The 17572-nt window shown below is 41.3% G+C and carries 15 protein-coding genes; 1 reads left to right on the top strand and 14 read right to left on the bottom strand.

Translation table 11 applies throughout. From position 1 onward, the window contains the following. Window positions 1-81 precede the first annotated feature (81 nt). The 12 genes from A5886_RS05630 to A5886_RS05575 form a co-directional block, all read right to left on the bottom strand. Window positions 82-2520 (bottom strand): DUF5057 domain-containing protein, encoded by a 2439-nt coding sequence (locus A5886_RS05630; RefSeq protein ID WP_086274042.1) that lies wholly within the window; start codon window positions 2518-2520, stop codon window positions 82-84. 67 nt (window positions 2521-2587) lie between these two features. Next, window positions 2588-3214 carry a hypothetical protein gene (locus tag A5886_RS05625; RefSeq protein WP_086274041.1) on the bottom strand — a complete coding sequence of 209 codons (627 nt, stop codon included), beginning with the start codon at window positions 3212-3214 and terminating at the stop codon, window positions 2588-2590. Then, on the bottom strand, window positions 3207-3815 hold the full coding sequence (locus A5886_RS05620) for a PilN family protein (RefSeq protein ID WP_086274040.1): 609 nt from the start codon (window positions 3813-3815) through the stop codon (window positions 3207-3209). Before A5886_RS05620 ends, A5886_RS05625 begins: the two co-directional genes overlap by 8 nt. A gap of 2 nt (window positions 3816-3817) precedes the next feature. After that, the gene (gene pilM, locus A5886_RS05615) at window positions 3818-4933 is read right to left on the bottom strand and encodes a type IV pilus biogenesis protein PilM (protein ID WP_086274039.1); all 1116 of its coding nucleotides are present in this window, start codon (window positions 4931-4933) and stop codon (window positions 3818-3820) included. Between the two features lie 103 nt (window positions 4934-5036). Next, window positions 5037-5789: a prepilin peptidase gene (locus A5886_RS05610; protein WP_086274038.1), complete on the bottom strand. Its 753-nt coding sequence runs from the start codon at window positions 5787-5789 to the stop codon at window positions 5037-5039. Between the two features lie 101 nt (window positions 5790-5890). After that, window positions 5891-6403 (bottom strand): type II secretion system protein, encoded by a 513-nt coding sequence (locus A5886_RS05605; protein ID WP_086274037.1) that lies wholly within the window; start codon window positions 6401-6403, stop codon window positions 5891-5893. A gap of 79 nt (window positions 6404-6482) precedes the next feature. Beyond that, window positions 6483-7694: a type II secretion system F family protein gene (locus A5886_RS05600; protein ID WP_086274036.1), complete on the bottom strand. Its 1212-nt coding sequence runs from the start codon at window positions 7692-7694 to the stop codon at window positions 6483-6485. Between the two features lie 3 nt (window positions 7695-7697). Then, a complete protein-coding gene (locus A5886_RS05595; protein ID WP_086274035.1) occupies window positions 7698-9002 on the bottom strand; it encodes a type IV pilus twitching motility protein PilT in 1305 nt (434 codons plus the stop codon). A 99-nt stretch (window positions 9003-9101) separates the two neighbouring features. Beyond that, on the bottom strand, window positions 9102-10658 hold the full coding sequence (locus A5886_RS05590) for a GspE/PulE family protein (RefSeq protein ID WP_256926157.1): 1557 nt from the start codon (window positions 10656-10658) through the stop codon (window positions 9102-9104). Window positions 10659-10672: 14 nt separating this feature from the next. After that, a complete protein-coding gene (locus A5886_RS05585) occupies window positions 10673-12667 on the bottom strand; it encodes a hypothetical protein (RefSeq protein WP_086274033.1) in 1995 nt (664 codons plus the stop codon). Then, on the bottom strand, window positions 12654-13340 hold the full coding sequence (locus A5886_RS05580; protein ID WP_086274032.1) for a prepilin-type cleavage/methylation protein: 687 nt from the start codon (window positions 13338-13340) through the stop codon (window positions 12654-12656). The genes A5886_RS05585 and A5886_RS05580 overlap by 14 nt, the downstream gene beginning before the upstream one ends. Window positions 13341-13378: 38 nt before the next feature. Continuing rightward, a complete protein-coding gene (locus tag A5886_RS05575; protein ID WP_086274031.1) occupies window positions 13379-14047 on the bottom strand; it encodes a type IV pilus modification PilV family protein in 669 nt (222 codons plus the stop codon). A gap of 701 nt (window positions 14048-14748) precedes the next feature. Here A5886_RS05575 and A5886_RS05570 point away from each other — a divergent pair. Further along, the gene (locus A5886_RS05570) at window positions 14749-15120 is read left to right on the top strand and encodes an HIT family protein (protein WP_086274030.1); all 372 of its coding nucleotides are present in this window, start codon (window positions 14749-14751) and stop codon (window positions 15118-15120) included. Window positions 15121-15198: 78 nt separating this feature from the next. Here the strand turns inward: A5886_RS05570 and A5886_RS05565 are convergent, their stop codons facing one another. After that, on the bottom strand, window positions 15199-16044 hold the full coding sequence (locus A5886_RS05565; RefSeq protein ID WP_086274029.1) for a PRD domain-containing protein: 846 nt from the start codon (window positions 16042-16044) through the stop codon (window positions 15199-15201). A 20-nt stretch (window positions 16045-16064) separates the two neighbouring features. Beyond that, window positions 16065-17528, bottom strand: a complete 1464-nt coding sequence (locus tag A5886_RS05560) for a glycoside hydrolase family 1 protein (protein ID WP_086274028.1) — start codon at window positions 17526-17528, stop codon at window positions 16065-16067. Window positions 17529-17572 lie beyond the last annotated feature (44 nt).

Genomic DNA, 17572 nt, shown 5'->3' with positions numbered 1-17572 from the left:
TTATTCAGATTCATTGGATTCTCTTTATTCCTTTTATCCATTAACTATAGGTCTTCGTGTTGACTTGATACATTCATCTGATTATCGATTGTCATCAACAAAGTCCCAATGATTGTTCCAATAAGCAACTTCTTTATTGCCTTCTTTGTTCTCATATTCAACGGTAATCTTGTGACGCATTTCGCTGACAGGAACTTCTAAGATTATCACCTCTTCGGATGGTTTGTTTTCTACTTCGTAGTCCTTGAATTTCTCTCCATTGATAAACACTGTAAAACGACTCGTATTGGTATAATATATATGCAACTGCTGATTGATGACATTCAGCTGAATTGATCCGTCTGATTGGGCTGGTTCAATATATAAGGTCACCCAAAACTGATTTTTCCAATCTAGTAACGTATTGTAAGCGCTGGGTTCCGGTTGATCTAAAAAAAATACTGGTTTGGCATCAATCAGATTGGTTTCCGTATGAACTCTATTGTCCGTAGAAACCACGGATCCTTTATAGGCGTAAAAAGTAGGAACCAGTGATTCTAAGTGCAGTGAGAACGCAGAGGCATGCTCATTATACAGTCTCGGATACGTCACTTTTGTATAAGGAACATCCCCTACACCAGATTCAACCATATAATACTGTGTTTGCGTGGTTGTATCAGAGGTCTGATCAAGGATACCGGCAATTGATACGCGTCCTTTATCAGGAATAGCCAACTTGTCACTAGCATCAGCTATGACTTGCCGCACATGTAATTCTACTGGCGCTAAATAGCGATATGTGATTACGAAGTTTTTATCCATAGCGGGAATCGTCACTGTTGTATTCTTTATCTCTTCTTCTACTGAAATATCTGCATATTCATACCCATACGGTATCCATTCGCCAGCCGTTGGAAATGATTGGACATACGCTTCTCCCTTACGCAACATCACATAGGTGTCAGGTTTCAGCTGCTGCTCCAATCCAATGTATCTTTCAGTGACTCGATACTCTGGCATATAGTCGATCAAAGGAGCAGTCGTCACTTGACCGACATTGTTGGCACGATCCACTGCCAATACCATGATTGACAAATCTTGTTCTCCGTACGTATTGAAGATGTCTGTCCCGTTAAGTGTTAGATTGGCTTTCGTATTGTATTCAGTTAATGCACTATTTTGCGGTGCTACATACAGATCATACCTATTCTCGGGAATACGACCAAATTCATTTTTGAGATTCTCGACTTCATTCAAAAAATCTGTTTCGTTATAAGTATCTGTTTTAAAGCGATAAAAGTAACCGGCAATATTGCTGACGATTTCTTCTTGTACTATATCTGATGTTAATTCACCATATGCTTTATAATCGGCCTCTACTTTCCATTGATACCGATTCCCCTGATCAAGACTGTCGATTTCCAAAGAAAAACGATCAAATGTACCTTCCTCAATCCCCTTCAATGTGGGTTTATTAGGAGCTAAACTATCTTTGACGGTATAGTCGCTTGCAAACGTATTAAAGGAGACTTGAGCTAGATTATACAAGGTATTGACGAGAATTTTCATTTCATCTTCAGTCGATTGTCCATTTGAATGTCCTGTTTGAATGATTGCTAAATTTCCTTTTGTTAAAAGATAAAAATTGTTTGTACCATACACAGGATCCGTCACATGATTTCCATTTGACCCAGCAGATGTTTGGCCAAAAGGTCCAATAAACTCTAACCATTGCCGATTTGTACCAACACCAGACATTTGAGCAGCAGAATGGGTATAAGGTATAGTTAATGTTAAATTATTGGCCAGCTCATGCGGATACTTCATCAAGTAACCATTATCTATGACCCGTACTTTGGAGCTCCCCATTCTTAATTCAACACCCCATGGATTACTTGTTCCAGTACTGTATGTAGTTATCCCTAAATCATTTTGGAATGACCTAAAATTTGCCCGACTCGTCCAAATTGTATCGTGACCAAATAAAACACCTCGTCCAGAGTCCATAAAGGCTTTCGTTGAAATCGTTGAATGAGTATTCAAATCTTTTGCATTATTCGTGTCCCAAGACCCGAAAAATATGACATCATATATATACTCATTATTATTGTCTCTTAAAATTTTTTCAGGATTACTATTATATTCTGTGATCGTTATAGGTGTAACATTGACAAGGCCCAGGCCAACTTGTTCTTGATCCATCCACTCTTTCAGTCTATTACTACCTTCAATATCCGGATATACATTTAGCACCTTTACTGTTTCACCATAGTTCATCGAGACATTTTCCCACGTCTCACCTAGGTTGTCTGAAACAAACAACCGATAACCGCCTTGACTGATTTCACCTAAACTATCCCATGAAATAGAAGCATAATTTCTTTCATTTTCCCTATCCCATTTATTTTCAGCACTCAGCGCGAAGTCGCCTTTAGAAATGACCAAACCATCCGCGAAAACATTGCCCATATATAAATGTATGACTAATGCTACGGTTACTGTCGCGGAAAGCAAAAAAATGGTTTGTACTAACCGTTTCATATGATTTTCACCTCTTTTTGATAATCCTGATTGTACCCTTGCTTTTCTGCTCATCAGCGTTTCCACATCATTCCGGTATCATTTTTCCTGTTTCATAGTTGGATAGATAATATAACTTGATCACTATACTGCCTGAAAAAGAATCTAGCCCTGCAGTATTGGTCGATCTGCGGTAGTCTATCGATTCAATTTTCAAAAATCGATTCAAATTCTCCATACGGTCAACAAAATCAAGTATATCTTGATCACTTGATCCAATTAGATCAAAACCAACGCGCATCATCCTTAATTGAGTCGCCATAGAAACCTCAGTCGCGCCATTCGTTTGATGTTCCTGTGTCGGATAGAGCATCTCCTCTTGGAAAGTTGATTGTAAAACGGAGACAGACAAATCTTGTTCAATCGATGACACCTCATCAAAATAGGTAGCAATTGCTACACCATTGGGAATGATTGGTATGCCTTCAACGCCTTCAGAAGTCAATAAATCTGGTTCATTTCGCAAATAAGTCAGCGCATCACTGATTTGTCTTACTTCCGACTTTACCCCTTCTAATTCTTGTGCCAGTTCTATTCCTTCCATCCTTTTAGGGCTGATCATAAACAACCAAAAGAGGGTAACTGTTGCTGCGAGTACAACAAAGATCGAGGCAGAAATAATCAGATGCTTTTTCGAAAAGAATACTTTAGTCATCTGTTTCCTCCTCATTTTCCACTTCAATTTGTGGTGCATTATTTTTTGAAAGATACACTGTGACCAGACCTTGGTTAGGCAGTGTCCCATGCGTAAAGGATTGATAAGTCACATGATGGACCCACGGAATCTCCTCAAAGGCTTCTTTGACATGAACTAAGTGATCATATACGCCGCCTTGTACCACCATGCTGACATGTGGAAATAGACTCGTCCCATCCTCGGCAATATCACCACCTGCCCGATCATCATTCAAAAGCAAATCGTAAGAGATAATGGTGACATTGATAGATGCTGCAGCTTCTTCCAGTGCTTCCATCACAGGTGCGGTAAAGTATTTTTGCTGTTTCAAGTCTATAACAAATTGTTGCAGCTCCTGTGATTTTGCGTCTGACAAATCTTCAAGTTGGCGTTGTAAAACAATTCGTTCCGCTTGTGTGGAGGTAATACTGCTTTGATAATTATTGACTTGAATAAAGTAAAACCAAAAACTCAATCCGAAAATCGTGACAACCAAAAGCGTCACGATAATCGCAACTAAAAAAATCAGCTCCGAAGCGCGGTTGCGAATAAACTGATTTGGCAACAAATTGATATTCATGGCTACACCTCTTTCATCGCCAAACCAGCTGCTAACACATAGTGATCTGGAATTTTCTTACGGTTGGTTTCACTTACTTTGACTGTTAACAACTTTACAGGAATGGATGTGATGTCTGAGAATATCTCCTCAACTTCTTTTCTTAGCATAGGATGCCCGCCGACAAGATAGATCTTACTTAATGTACAATTTGGCGAGACTTCTCGATAAAAATAATCAATCACCGAATTGATGGTTTCAGCAATTCCTTCAAGCGCTTGAATCTCGGCACTCTCCCGAAAGGATACTTGCACAGATTCTTGATTTTCAACGTATTTCCAATTCGCTTGATTGTAATCTTCGTATTGGACATATATGGGGACCAATTCTTCAAAAAACACAATATTGGCAACACCTGCATTCATTTCAATCAAGACAAAATTTTCACCCCAATTGATCTGACGGGGAAACATCCTCGTATATGCCAAAAAACTACAATCGACCCCCATGAGTTGATGGCCTCCTTTTTTCAGCACTTCACCCACTTGAACCAAAATCGGCTCAGAGGTGACTGCAACTGGAACATGTCCATTGATGCTGAATCGATTCCTTTGGATAACGATTGCTTGAGAAGATGATGCATCTTGTGTGACTGACTGCCTGATTCCTGCTTCTGGTTCTCCAACTTTTTGTTTTTTGCCGCGAAATGTGAGAATCGATGACTGCATCTTACGATTTATCTTAGATACTTCTTGCTTGTTTCCTTGGCCTAAAATCAACAAATCAAATATTGGTTTTTCAAAAGGGAGTGAAATGGATTCTCCCAGCTCAAAATAGACATGCTCTCGGATTTCTTTTTCGGTGCGCATCGTCCCGATGGGCACTTGTTTGATTAGCAGTTTTGCATTTGGCGCGTTGATCACGACGTTCATCGTACGAATCCTTAATGCTTTCGAAATTTGTTCAAAGGCACTTTCTAAACTATCAGGATTGCGCAGCTTATCATCTTTAAAAATCGTACCGTTGACTACCAGTTCACCACATTTAAAGCGGTCACCTTTTTTCGTGCAATACCGAATACAATTTTTCTGAATATCGATTCCAACAATACGAGGCGGTGTTTTTTTTTTACCAAACATTTCAAAACCTGCTTTCTATTCTATCTCATCAATGGCGTAAAAATTTTAAATACTCTATGTAGATACTTGGCCAGTCGACCAAGCAAATCTTTTTTTTATCACGTCACCACAACCAGCCGCTAGCCAAGTAAACAAAGCCCGTAGCAATGGCGATAAATGGGCCAAAGGCGATGTAGCGGCTTTTGGTTTTTCCCCGGATCATTTGGAACACGTACACTGTCACAGCTAAGCATGAAGCCAAAAACAATACACTCAACACTTGCAATGGACCAATATATACACCTAAGACAGCAAATAGTTTGATGTCTCCACCACCCATCCCTTTCTTACTCAGCTCTGCCAAAAGATACAATGGCAAAAAGCCAGCAACGAAACCGACAAGCCAATACCACCACAATTCATTTTGTGGCTGGACCAGACGCAAACCGATACCACTAGCTAAAAATGGTGCCAACACTTTATTGGGGATCACCTGATAGAAACTATCACTGGCAGAAATAATGGCTAATAAAGCTAATAATGACCAAGCGACAAGCACTTCAGCGCTACCCCAAAATCGGAGTGTAGCAATCACAAATAAGCTGCCAATCAAAGCTTCATAGACAACAGCAATCACTGGAATCCTGTATTGACAATGACGGCACTTGCCTTTTAAAAAAATGTAAGATAAAATCGGTATGAGTTCTCTTGCACTTAATGGCTTTTGACAGTCATCACAATGTGAGCGCGTCAGCAGAGATTCCTTCTTAGGAACCCGCCAACCAACCACAAGGAAAAAAGAACCTAGACACATTCCTATGATGAAAAGATAACCAATGATTAGGGCCATTGGGGTATGTTGTACTATTTCGTTCATAAAAAACTCCTTTTTTCCTTGATGCGGAAGTTGTTGGTTTTAGGTCATGGTTATGACCGATATTGCGAGTGACTGAGAATTAAGACGATATGTCTCAATTCTCAGTCCTCTTTTTTGTTAAATAGTTTGTCGCGTGTTAGAGCATTAATTTCGTTTTGGGATTGACCTGCCCCTTCCGCCCCAACTTCATCATTCGGGATTTGGCCCGCCATTAACACGCCATCTGGTACATACATTGTTAAATCACCATTTGTTCCAATATAAAATTCAACCGTGTCTGTGCCTGTCCATGAAGTACTGTTAAGCAAGTTGTCCTCCATGACTTCTTCCAATGTAAATATTCTTTTCGGTTCATCATCTTTTCCATCATTCAAACTACGGTTTGTTGACAAATATAGAACGGCTGCTGAGTAAGCTTGCTGTACATCAGCGACAGCTGCATCTTCACGAGTATTTTGGATCACGTTACCGATAGCGATAACCCCGATACCAGCGATGATTGCTAAGATAACGACTACTGCCAGCAACTCGACCAAAGATAGGCCTCGTTCGTCCTTCATTAATTTATTGAACCGGTTTTCTGTTGTTTCTTCAACTAAAATTGCATCAATCATATTCTATTTACTCCTCCTATTTTTTCATATATATATATTAAACAAGTCGTCTAGATGACTTGTTAATACCCAAATAAGATTACCCTTGGATTGCACTAAAGAGATCGAACATAGGGATCATGATCGCGGCCACGATCAATCCTACGATCATACATATCACCAAGATGACAATCGGTTCGATGATCGTTTTAAGCCGCTTGCTTGTCTCATCCACTTCTTTTTGGAAGATGATACTTAAGCGTTTTAACATATCCTCTAGCGAGCCGGTATGCTCACCGATCTCAACCATCTGCGTCACCAGCATGGGCACCATAGTGTTGCCACGAAACACATCACTCATTTTTCCGCCTTCTTCAATTTGAAAGGCACAGTTATCAATAATGCGTTTGATGTACTGATTAGCCACGACGTCCCGACTCATATTCAGCGCGGTCACCATGCCGACTGAACTGCTTAACAGAGTCGACATCGTTGTCATAAACAATGAAAAACTGTTTTTCGTGATCATGTCCCCTACTAAGGGGATGCGCAAAAGAAAGCTCTCGAATGCGAAATTAAATTTTTCATTCCGCCTAGCGAGCCAAAAGAACAATCCACCGCCCACGATAAAGATCAATAGGATCCAACCTCTCGTTTGAAGAAAGTCACTGACAGCCATTGTTGCTACCGTAATCGCCGGCAATTCGGCATCAAATCCTTCAAATACTTCGACGAACATGGGCACGATCATCACCAATAAGATGATCCCTACGATAAAGGTCAAGATAACCAAGATAATCGGATAGACCATGGCTGTGATGATGCCGCTGCGGCTCTCCGAACTCTTTTCATAATAATCAGCCATATCTTTCAAATTGCTTTCTAGTGATCCAGACATTTCAGACACTGCTATCACACTGGTCAACAGTGTCGGGAAGGCATTTGGATACTCTTTGTAGGCCTCTGAAATAGGGCGTCCGCTATCGATCTCATCTCTGATCTCACCAAGTATTTTCTTGAAGTTGGGATTTTTTTGTTGCTCTTCCAACATTCTTGACGCATCAACGACTGTGATGCCAGAAGAAATCAACGTGGAAAATTGGCGTAAATAGCCAACCAGCAACTTGAGAGACACTTTGGTAAATAGTTGGATTTCTTTGTTTGCCAATGTTTCCGGCTGTTCAATCAAGTTGCTGACTTTTATATGTTTCTTACGTAATTTTTGACGGGCTTCCACTGTTGAATTGGCACGTAAGCTGCCAGAAAACGATTCGCCTCTAACATTGGTGCCTTGATAGGCAAATAATGCCATCGACTATTCGCTCCCTTCTTCCAGTAAATTATCCGCAACATCGGCTTCCACTCTTTCCATTGCAACCAAATCCTCCAAAGAGGCGCGCATTGTATGCATGCCTTCGTTTTTTCCCATTTGCAGCATATTGTGTATCTGATGAGTTTTCGCTTGACGGATCAAGCTGGCGATTCCTCGTGTGTTGAGCATCATTTCAGTGGCTGCCACCCGCCCGTTACCGTCTAACGTTGGCAATAAACGCTGCGATAAAATGCCGATCAAAGCCCCTGCCAACTGTGTTCTTATCTGCGTTTGCTGATCTGCTGGAAAGACATCGACGATCCGTTCGATTGTTGCTGGTGCACTTGACGTGTGCAGTGTACCCAAAACCAAATGCCCTGTTTCAGCAGCAGTCAGTGCAATGGAAATCGTTTCAAAATCCCGCAGCTCCCCGACTAGAATCACGTCAGGATCTTGTCGCAACGCTGCCCGCAAGCCATTGCCGAATGATAACGTATCACTGCCGACTTCTCTTTGGGCAACGATGCTTTTTTTGTGATTGTGGATATACTCGATTGGATCTTCCAATGTCAGAATGTGCGTCTTTTTGGTATCGTTCAAATAATCCAACATGGCTGCGAGGGTTGTGGATTTACCAGATCCTGTCGGTCCAGTCACTAAGAACAATCCTTGGCTCTTATGGATCAGCGTGCGTAAGACTGACGGCATACCTAATTTACTCAGTTTTGGTATCTCGATCGGAATCTGACGCAACGCGATGGACACCGTATCTTTTTGGCGAAAAATATTGACCCGAAACCGACAGATAGCGCCCAACTCATAGGCTAAATCTGTTTCGCCTTTTTCGGTAAATTCTTGCCATTGCCGCTCATTACATAATACTTCTGCGATGGCTTCGATATCTTTCGTATCAATTGTCGGCACACCTTCAATCGGGAGCAAATCACCATGTCGTCGAAAGATTGGCGGGACACCTTCTACTAAATGGATATCAGAAGCCTTCTGATCGACAGCGATTTTCAGCCAATGATCGATTCGTTCTGCAGGGGCCATATTTGAGAAAGAGGAAATAACTGATGGATCTGCAGTTGTTGTTTCGCTATAGTTTCCATCTGGTTGTCCCTGCACCTGACGTTCGACTTTCTCAATGCTCTCCCGTGTCGACACACGATAATCTGACTCTGACGATCGGTTACGGGTGCGATTTTTTTCTCTGACCGCTCGATTCTCACGGATACGGGTGCGATTTTCTTTTGGCATCCTTGGGTTTGCATTACGTTCTTTTGCTGCTATTTTCGTACGTTCCATCATCACTGCCCCTTTCTATGAGCGCATCTCAATGTGCCTGTGGAGATGCGTCTTATCTCTTGATTACGTATAAGAATGTTCCTTCAAAAAAAGACACCTTTAGTCTTCTTCGCTCACAACTTTCAATACTTCTTCGATAGTTGAATATCCTTGCTGTACTTTGTCTAGTCCATCATCCAATAAAAAGCGCATCTTTCGTTCTTGCACATAGTCCATCAATTGATCATTGGTCGCTTTATTCGTGATCATTCGCCGCAAACCACTATCGATCGTGAGCAGTTCTTGAACGGCCATCCTTCCTTTGAAACCTGTATTAGCACATTTTGGACACCCCACTGGTTGCGCCAGTTTTGTCACTTTGATGCCATACTGTTCGAACAACTGTTTATCTCGATCGCTTGCCCGCGCCAGTTTCTTGCAAGAAGAACAGAGTGTTCGAACAAGCCTTTGGGCCAAGATGCCCTCTAGTGCATTTGCAACAAGAAAGGGTTCAACCCCCATGTCAACCAGACGATTGATCGTACTGACAGAATCGTTTGTATGCAATGTTGATAAGACCAAGTGCCCGGTCATTGATGCGCGAATCGCAATTTCAGCAGTTTCACCATCTCGAATCTCACCCACCATGACCACATTTGGATCCTGTCTTAGAATAGAACGCAAGCCTGCCGAAAAGGTCAAGCCGACATTGCTATTGACCGCCACTTGATTGATGCCTTGTAATTGGAATTCTACTGGATCTTCAACAGTTATAATATTGATCTCAGGTGTATTCAACTCCTGAAGTGCAGCGTATAACGAAGAAGATTTCCCAGACCCTGTAGGCCCTGTGACTAAGATAATGCCATGGGGTTTATGCAATATTGATTTAAACGTGTTGAGTACAGTCGGTTCAAACCGAAATTCATCTAAGCGACGAATGCCGCTGGAACGATCCAATACCCGGATAACTACTTTTTCGCCATGAATGACTGGCAAAACCGAAACCCTTAAGTCGACGATACTTCCACTGTTGCGAATCATTGCTCGCCCATCTTGGGGTACGCGACTTTCTGTGATATCCAATGATGAAATGATCTTCAATCGTGAAACGACACCTGTTTGGATGTTTTTAGGCAGATTCTCGTGGGTACGCAATTCACCATCCACCCGTAATCGAACGATTAAGCCTTTTTCTTGAGGGTCAAAATGAATATCGCTTGCCCCTCGATCAACAGCATCTTGTAATAATGTATTGACCAGTTTAACAATCGGCGAATCATCCAGTTTTGAGTCTGCTTCATGATCAATGGAGTCAATGATAGAATCGTTCAATCCATCTAAACTGATTTCAGAAGGATAATCGCGAACGATCAATTGCTGGATATCCGCGTTGTGGGCTTTTTGCGGACGAATCAACAGTCCTGTGATGAGACGCATTTCATTGATTGCCGCATAGTCCCCTGGATTTGCCATTGCAACGGTCAAGCGATTGCCTTTCTTCTCTAATGGATAGACACTGTGCTGCTTTGCAAAAGAACGCGGAATCAATGATAAGATCTCCGAACTGATCACTAAATCAAATAAATTGCTCGATGTGGATCTTTTGCTGGTTTCTGAAGTTCTTGAAGGTCTTTTCGGCTTTTTGCGGGCCGCTCTTTCACTTGATTCCGCCATTAGGCAACCTCCTTTCAATAGTTGATTGTACGAACATAATCAAAAGTCCGAGAAATAATTTGATTGCTGCCGATACTTGCACCGCCGCTTTTCTCGACAATCGATATTTGTCCCTCAACCGCTTCACTGGCATGTGCACAAAGAGAATAGCTGATACCCAAAAGATCTAGCTGACTTTGTAAACTCGCTTGATCAGCAGCATGAAAGGGTTCAAGAATCACACGTCCTTGTAACACATGATTCATTTGCCCATTACTCAAAAATGTTGGATCGAAGAGAGCCAATCCTGGCAATAATTTCATTGAAAAACTGGCTGTTCGATCCACTTCTAAAACAAAGGGTTCCACACCTGTATAATCCAAAACCAATTGTGCGCCATCTTTGAGCACAATCTGATTCCAACTTTTTTCGTCATAGAAATAAGCATCAAAATGTTCTGTTGATCCGGCTTCTGCTAGTGACGGTCGACGGACCGTTTTTGGTGCATCGATAAAGGTCATTCCGGCTACTTGCATCAAGGTATTGCGCCCTTCTAAGATAAGTGTGGAAGGTGCATGAGGAACGGTGATACCATTGTTTTGTGTAAAATAAGAAAAATCACGGATACCAGTATTGCTAGAGATACTTGCATTTGACAACATAAAATTCCCTTGAATATCAATCTGACGTACTGTATCTGATGAAGTATGTACAATCGTTCCTTCAGTAATTGGCCCCGCATAAAAATTACTGCTTGTCATCACAAATGAACCGCTGGTGAATTGATCCCAAGCACTATCACGAGGATTTGATTTCGTCACGTCAGTGATATAATGATTAAATTGGAAATTGTTTCCACTCGTATTCGGTTGCACAGTAAGATATCCTGCGCCAAACAACATGCCTTCTTGCGACTGCGCATTCTCTTGACTATTGCTATTGTTCAACCACAAGTTCCCTGCCATTAAGCTGGATGACTCCTGAGATACAACGAGGCGACTGCCTCTTTGGCTGCCAAGATCGACGTACATCCCCACACTTGCTTGCACATCTATATCCTTGATCAAGTGCAAGCCATTCGTTGGCGGTGCACTTCCATCATTTCGGATAGACAACATATTTCGAACAAACAAATTGCCCATTTGCCTACCATCAAGTTGGATACCATGATTAAAAATAAAAGATCCTTCGAATTGTAAGTCGTTGACAATCGGTCGGCTGTAGAAGTCCAAGAAATAGCCATCTCTGAAATCTTGCAAGACACTTCCTGTGTAGCCAAAGGTAGCTGGTTGCGTTTCATCGTAATTGGCATAGTCAAAAGTCGAGCGGACTTGTTGATAGTCATATACTTGATACATCTTACGGATCCAATCATCAGCTGATACCCGCTGTGCATCATTGGGCAAATAATACGCATAGAAAATGTAACGCCAAATATCCATATGCGTGACAACATCCTCAACATCATATTCATCCCATTGAATCTCATAGACATACGCAGCAGAAGCCGTTCCTTTCCGCGTATCTGCACCCCTCGCGGTGACGTTCGTTTCTAATGTAAAGGTAAACTCAATATTCGTCTTATCAGACTCGAAACTATTCGACTGAACCCAACCATGTTCTCCAACATTCGTATTTAACAAATAGGGCAATGTTTTTGTCGCCTGAATCTCCTTTAGCTTGACATGATAATCAAATTGGTGCGCCGATCCAATATCAGACTCAGAGAGTTCGTATGATCGTACCCAAGATGCCACCAAATCTTCGATGATTTTTTCATCATTTCCGAAATCAATCAAGGTCAACTTTGATAAACCATCATCAATTTGCTTCTTTATTTGCTGTGTTGCTTTTTGTAGCGAATACTCTTGAACGTCTTGGATATTGCTCAGCGTATCGATGATTTTGATTTGCGAATGCACATTGCGCGCCATGACAAAGACTAGCGCAATGATTAACGAGGCGATGATAATACTTATAAGTGCATATACGAGTGCATAACCTGCCTCTTTTTGATTACCATCGCCCATCTCCCGGAACCCCTCCTCTTGCCTTTTCATCATCTCTGTATTGAATCGAAAATTCTCGATGATAGATTGCCTGCTCTTGATAGTCTGCCAAAAGATCCGCCAATTGCCACCAACCAGTTGAATAGTCATAGTAATCGGAAAAATTGATATCACCTGTGTAGAATATCAGAAGCACTTTTGTTTGAATCGTAAATGTATCTCGATAATTCGCTGTGTAATATTGTGTACGAGTAACTTCATTTTCATTTTTTTGTTGAATGAGTTTCAATTTTATGTTTGAATCCTTGGTGTCATAATAACGTCCCCGACTATTTGTCGTATCATTGATATCTGTCAGCATCAGTCGACTGCTTCCTTGATCAGTCATGTTTTCTCCCGACGCTCCTTCCGGTATCACCTTCAAAATATGCTCTTCATGAAAATTCAAGCTATCAAATTTGCCCAAATATCCTGCTTGTTCATAAATACCATTAGTTTTTGCAATGCCTTCTGTTTGTGCAACGATCTCATTGGCCATTTGTTGATAACGCACGATCCGTCCTTGTAAGGTAGATGCTTGTACAATCAGATGTAAGGTACTTGAAAACATCGCGATGACAATGCCAAAAATAAGGACTGCCCCTAATAATTCTACAGTTGATATTCCTTTTTCATCGGCTATGTAGGTCTTCATCCTTCTCCTCCTCACCGCAAAAACGTGTTCAATGCACATCAGTATTCAATCACCCAATTAAGAATCGTCTCCGTGAGTAAATCCCCTCTGGCTTTGCCATAAATCTGTATAATCAACCGTACGCCTTGCCTTCGTGGATCGAAATCAGCGCTGGTGGTGTCTTGTTCCACCAAAATTTTCACGAGATAGTCTGTAGCTTCACCGTTTTCAGACAAATAGTGTCCAATATAGAAAGGTGCATATTCTGAATAGGCTAAGTTTTCTGGCAATTCATCACCATCAAATTTATATTCGACTTTCCGAATAAATGTTCCTCTTAAATCATCTTCAATGTCGATGGGTGTTTCTCCATATAACGGTTGTCCTTGTGCATATTGAATACCTGTATTATCAACGACCAAGTGATTTCTACGTTGTTGCATCGCCGTTGATTCAGCATGTGACGGTTCTGTAAATACCCAAGGATTTAAATTTGCTATGTCTTGAATTTGGGCTTTATAGAGCAGCCATTCCTTAATATCTTCCCGCGCTGCAATCGCTTCTTCTTGCTGCTTATTGAAGTTGATTGCATAGTTGTTTTGGATCACCAACGAGGCAATCAAGAGGAAAGAGATACCCAAAATGACGATCGCGCCTATGACCTCAATAAGGCTAAAGCCTGCTTCGTCAAGATTCCCTCTCTTTTTCATGGATTCTTTCAGATTCATCACCTACTCATCATTTTGTACAGTCAAAAAGAGGTGCGTGGTGCCTATCATCAACATATGATTCCCTAAAAAATATGCTGCAATTAGCTTATCAAACAAATCGATACAAATCTATATTTTTTGCTAAATAAATAAAAATAGTAAAACAAACTCGGATGCCATTTGTAAAAATATATATTTAAGATATTTCACTAAAATGTGTTCTACTATCTGAACACTGCGAATTACAGTACGCTTGCTTATCAGGGTACCCGTCAGTTCCTCACATAGATCAAGCACCGATAAAATTCACTTCCTTTGATCTATCTTTCACAAAAGAACAACCACTACTGCTTGATTAGATTTGTATCCAAATGATGATGTTGGTCTGTAGAACCGCAGTCCTCTTTCACCCCGATGATCCAAAAGGATGACGGATGAAAAAAATTGTTCTTCTCTATCGCTGTTAACGATTGATCATACGATGTCTGATCATTGATGGTACTTTTCGTCATGTTTAGTATAGCGAGAAGGAAAGAAAAGCAACATTCATTTTTTTCAACGATCAAAGAAATAGTTGCTGTTTCACAAAAAAAATGCCGACAAAAAAGGCGATAGCGATTGATGTATAGAATAGATTGTCCCTAAGGAATGAGGCTGTTATACTTGAAAGAAGCAAATATTCGTTCGTCATCAGATATATTCAGAAAGGTGTGTGACAGATGTCCTGTCCCTTCTGCATCAATCAAACCACTTTGATCGAATCAGAGCTATTCTTCGTAATCGAAGACCGTTATCCTGTATCCAAAGGTCATATACTACTGATTCCTAAAGCGCATCGCACAGATTACTTTGCGCTGACTTCGAAAGAAAAAATCGCCCTCAGCAAACTCCTTGAGGAAGCAAAATTATTGCTGGATACTCTTCACCAACCCACTGGCTATAACATTGGCTTCAACTGCGGCGAATCCGCGGGACAAACGATCTTCCATTATCATTTGATTCCTCGCTACGACGGAGATGTGGAACATCCGCGAGGCGGTGTGCGTGGTGTTATACCGGATCGAAAAGAATATCCCTTTGCCAAAGAGTGAAACTTGCATCAAGTGAGGTTTCTCATCTCTTTTTCTACATAAACAAAAGACCAGCATCTGCAGATACTGGTCTTTTGTTTATTTTCCGATAGCTGAGTGGTTCATCAATCGATTGATGTGAACACCTAGAAAGACGATTTCATTCTCAGGAATCTTTGTGTCAAATTCTTGGTCTAAATACGCTTTGACTTTGGTAGCAATATCCATTGCATTGGGATACAAAGCCCACATCTGCCGATATAATCCTTCATCCGTTTCTTGTGTCAAATCATCCATAAAGAAACGATCAACAAAAAACCGCACATGGGTAATGAACCGACTATAGTGAATTGAATTTGTGTCCATATCTTGCTGAATGGTGTAACGCACCAAATTAACGATCGTACTGATCAACTTGGCTTTTTTTAGTCCATCTTGATTCTCTTCTCCTGCTTGGGCGTTGATCAAATGAAATGCGATATTCGATGCTTCCTCATCAGGCAGAACCATCTGGTATTTTTCGGCTAAGAGTGCCATCGCTTTTTCCGCGACTTCAAATTCTGCAGCATAGTAATTTTTGATTTCCCAATACAATCGATTGGTCATACTCATGCCTTTTTGCTGCCGTTCTACTGCGAAGTGCAAATGATCGGATAGAGTCAGATAAATCGTTGGGTTAAGCGTATAGGGCAGTTGTCTTTCTGCAATATTAACAATGTCTTTGGTCATTTCAAAGTAGTGCAATGGAATCTCATCCACCAATGCTGCGAATTGACTGGACTTGTTTTCAGTGATTGGCAAGAAGACTTGGTCAATATCCGTGTCTGTGATCACGTCACCGTTCTTCTTACCAAACCCGATACCTTTGCCCAACGCAATCATCTCTTGTCCTTGGTTATCCACCAACACGACACTTGAATTTAGTACTTTTTTGATTTGGATCATGCCGCTACACTCCTCGACGATTATTCTGCTAAACTTGCACCATTCGTTGCAATGACTTCTTTGTACCATTCAAATGAGTCTTTTTTGATGCGGTCATAGGTGCCGTTGCCTTCATCATCGGCATCAACATAGATAAAGCCGTATCGCTTAGATACTTGAGAAGTCCCTGCACTGACCAAATCAATCGGGGCCCAACTGGTGTACCCGATCAAATCAACGCCTTCATCAATGGCTTCTTGCATTTGTTGGAAATGCGCTTTGAAATAATCCATGCGATAAGGATCATGGATATGCCCATTTTCAAGCACATCAACAGCCCCCATACCGTTTTCAACGATCATCAAAGGCACTTGGTAGCGATCATACAATTCGATCAAAGAAATTTTCAATCCTTTGGGATCGATTTGCCAGCCCCATTCAGTCGAAGGCAAGTTGGGATTTTTGACCCCTAGAACGGTATTGCCTGGTGTTCGTTCCGCATTGGGATCACCAGATTCTGCCATTGACATATAATAACTAAACGACAAAAAGTCCACAGTGTGTTTCTTTAAAATCGCCCGATCCTCATTGGCCATTTCGATATGGATACCTCTTTTTTCTAAATCACGCTCAATCAAACGTGGATATGCACCTTTGACTTGTACATCTGCATAGAAGTCGTTTTCTAAATTTTTCTTCAAAGTCAGTTCTACATCCAAAGGATCACAGGTCAATGGATAGGTCATCAATTTGGTCATCATACAACCAACTTGATTGTCAGGATTAATTTCATGAGCCGCTTTTGTGACCAACGCACTCGCTACAAATTGATGATGCAGTGCTTGATAGATGTCTTGCTCTGCTTCCCCTGACGCACTTTGTTCAGGGATGATTCCTGCTGTGGTAAATGGATGACGATGAATACTGTCAATTTCATTGAATGTTAACCAGTAGGTCACGTATTCTTTATATTCTTCAAAACAAATCGTTGCGAAACGAACAAAGTCATCGATCACTGAACGATCGACCCAGCCATTATGTTTTAGACTCAGTGCTAAAGGCATCTCGTAATGAGACAATGTCACGATTGGTTGAATACCTAGTCGCTTCATTTCTTTAAAGACGTCTCGATAAAAGGCAACGCCAGCTTCATTCGGTTCTGATTCTTCACCAGTTGGGAATAAGCGCGTCCACGCGATCGATAAGCGCAAGACTTTAAAACCCATCTCGGCAAAAAGTGCCAAATCTTCTTTATAGCGATGATAAAAATCGATCCCTCGTCGTTTTGGATAAATGGTGTCTGTTTCATCAGCAATTGCTTCTTGGACAGCTGCGACCGACACATCCATATGCGCAGCGAAGTTTTTGACATCCACATTTGGTTTAAAGGTAGCGATATCGGCTACTGATAAACCTTTACCATCCAAGTTCCAGCCTCCTTCTACTTGATTAGCGGCTATAGCCCCGCCCCATAAGAAATTTTCTGGGAATACACTGTTCGTCATGATTGTAGTTCTCCTTTGTTTATCGTTATTTATCGTGCAGCTAT

Source organism: Candidatus Enterococcus testudinis, assembly GCF_002140915.1.
Taxonomy (GTDB): Bacteria; Bacillota; Bacilli; order Lactobacillales; family Enterococcaceae; genus Enterococcus_D; species Enterococcus_D testudinis.
The sequence above is the reverse complement of the archived record's forward strand: the minus strand, read 5'-3'. Positions and strand labels throughout refer to the sequence as shown.